Origin of the sequence: Bartonella sp. OC16QHHD (genome assembly GCF_042194035.1) — a bacterium.
GTDB lineage: Bacteria > Pseudomonadota > Alphaproteobacteria > Rhizobiales > Rhizobiaceae > Bartonella.
Genome location: NZ_JBHIMJ010000071.1, coordinates 1 through 2,638, shown reverse-complemented (window position 1 = coordinate 2,638; position 2,638 = coordinate 1). Strand labels below are relative to the sequence as shown.

At 47.2% G+C, this 2,638-nt stretch carries 3 protein-coding genes; all 3 read left to right on the top strand.

Annotated features, from left to right (window positions below):
* Nucleotides 1-2: 2 nt before the first annotated feature.
* Entirely contained in the window at nt 3-488 is a 486-nt protein-coding gene (locus ACFIK1_RS07160; protein WP_375662451.1) for a phage major tail tube protein, read from the top strand.
* A 9-nt stretch (nt 489-497) separates the two neighbouring features.
* Nucleotides 498-911: a hypothetical protein gene (locus tag ACFIK1_RS07155; RefSeq protein ID WP_273790101.1), complete on the top strand. Its 414-nt coding sequence runs from the start codon at nt 498-500 to the stop codon at nt 909-911.
* A 131-nt stretch (nt 912-1,042) separates the two neighbouring features.
* Nucleotides 1,043-2,638: phage tail tape measure protein (locus tag ACFIK1_RS07150; protein ID WP_375662450.1), on the top strand; the 1,596-nt coding region annotated here is incomplete at its 3' end.

The window sequence follows — 2,638 nt, the reverse complement described above, 5'->3', positions numbered from 1 at the left end:
TGATTGTTGATGATGATGTGAATCTCCATCTTGATCTTGAAACCCTCAAATTACCTACGTTGGAAGAAATTACAGAAACCTATCAACCGGGCGGCTCTGATATGCAAATTGATGTGAGCGGTCTTGGTGTCAAAGCTTTGAGCATGCAAATGAAAATCCGCAGCCACACCCCCGAAATTATCGGTATTTTTGGTGGTCCTCCTGGTCTTCGTCATAAATTCACAGGCAAAAAACATGTGATCTCTGAAGAAGATGGACGCGAGCATGAGCATTCCATTGATGTGACAGGGCGTTTGGTCAAAGTGGATAGTGAAGGCTTAACGGCTGGGAAAGCCACAGGCTATGATTGCGAGATCAAAAATGTTTGGGATTATACGGAATTTTGGGATGGTTCTGTTTTGCACCGCTTTTCTTTTAAACGGGGCGGCTGGCTTGTCCGCAACGGGCAAGAGATCGGTTCTCGCCGCCGCTCTATTCTCAATTTATAGGAATTGATCATGACAAGTTTACAAACCAGCATTGACGTGGAATTGCAGGTTCCGCTTCCTTATCAAGATAAAGGTGGCAAAGAATCTCTCTGCAAGAAACTGACCTTTTATCGCCCCACTTTTAAGCATGCCAAGCAATTAGCGGTGCTCATTGGACCACAATTGACAGAGCTGCTGCTTCCTGAGTTTGGAGAGCAAAAAACAACTTTGAGCAATGATGTGCTTATCACGAAGCTTTCTCAAGTTTTGTTCACAAGTGAGGCAACAGAAGGCATCACAGCACTTTTGGCTGATATGTCACATGAATCTATTGAATTGATTGATCGAGTTGATGTGATGGATATTGTCGCAATATTGAAGGCTTTTTTTGCTTTTTTTACGCAACGCCAATCCTCTCTGCCAGACAATTTGGGGCAGAACTAGCCCTTTATTATCACTGGGCGCCTTCAGAGATTAACCAGATGGATTGGCTGGATGTGATTGCCTATCGAGAAGAACTCGCGCGCCTGAAAGCTCAAGAATATGAAAGCCATCAGTTAGGATAAGAGACGATCATGGATGTTTCTCTTGTTGTGCGTTTTGTTAATCATCTGCAAGAGGGGATCGCTTCTGCCAAGCGAGATCTTGCAGCCTTTAGTTCAGATGTTGCGCATTTCCAAAACAAGACAAGGCAGCATTTTAAAGGGTGGTTTGACCCTGAGCATCTTGAGGATGCGACAAAGAATGCGGAAAATGCTTTTATCCAAGCGCGGGGGCGCATGGTGGGTGCCATTGCGCAAACAGCAACCTTAATTGCACCGCTCTATAAAGCCATGCAATTTGATCAATCGATGAAGGGATTAGAAAAGGTTCTCGATGCCCCCCTTGATCGCTTAAAGGAATTGCGCCGTTTTGCGCTTGAAACCTCCACCAAGATTCCGTTAGCGGCGCGTGAAGTCTTAGAATTGATGACCAGTGCCAGCCAAGCAGGGATTGGCGAACAAGATCTAGAAGCTTTTAGCATTTACGCCGCTAAAGCAGCTGTAGCTTTTGATATGACGGGAGATCAGATTGGGGAGCGCTTTGCCAAATTGCGCAATGTTTTTAAGCTTAATCAGGTAGGTATTGAAGATCTAGGCGATGCTATCAATCATCTCTCTAATCACATGGCGGCAAAAGCCAGTGAAGTGTCTGATTTTACCAATCGTGCCACCGGTGCGGCAACCATGTTTAAGCTCACCGCGCGCGAAGCTGCGGCATTTGGTACGGCGATGATTTCTGCTGGGATTGTTCCTGAGAGTGCCGCGCGTGGTTTTAATGCCATGAGTGCCCGTATTCAGGCAGGGGGCAAGCATATTGAAGATGCTTTTGCTAATATCGGGCTTTCTCGCGAAAAATTCATGCAAGATCTGGACAAAGATGCCACCGGCACCTTGGTACGCTTTTTTAATGTGTTGGGTAAATCCGAACAGGGGATGCGCTCGCTGATTGCCATTGCTGGGCGCGATTTTACCGGTGATTTTGCCAAATTGGTGGGCAATCCCGAATTGTTAGGGCAAGCTTTAGAGTATGTGAAAGATCCACAAGTCTTTAAAGGCTCTGTAGAGCAAGAAGCAGACAAACAAGCAACCGGTGCCATGCGGCAATTTGAACTCTTACAAAACCGCATTGTGGCTTTGGGGATTAGCATTGGTGAAGTGCTTCTGCCTCCTCTCAACAGTTTGATGGAAAGTGTTGGCAATTTTACCAATGGGCTTATGGCGTGGGCGAATGCCCATCCCACTTTAACAAGCGCCATCATCAAAACCATTGCCGCTCTGATGGCTTTTAATATTGCTCTGCGCGTGTTGCGCTTTACTCTTGCCGGTACACGCCTTGGGCTTCTTCAATTGATCACGTCTTTTATTAAGCTTAGAGTACTCAGTCGTGGTGTTGCTGCAAGCTGGCGTGGCTTAGCAGCCGCAGGGCGCTCGCTGGGTTTGCTAACCGCGTGTCTTGGGGCAAGTTCACTCCGACTCTTACGCCCCATGACCTTGTTGGTCGGGGCTTTACGGGGGATTGCTGTCTCAGGAAGTGCATTTGCTGCCTCTTTTGGTTGGATCGGGACAGTGATCGAAGTGGTTGGGGCTGGTATTGCCTCTGTTGTGGGGGGTATTTTTACCCCGATCGGG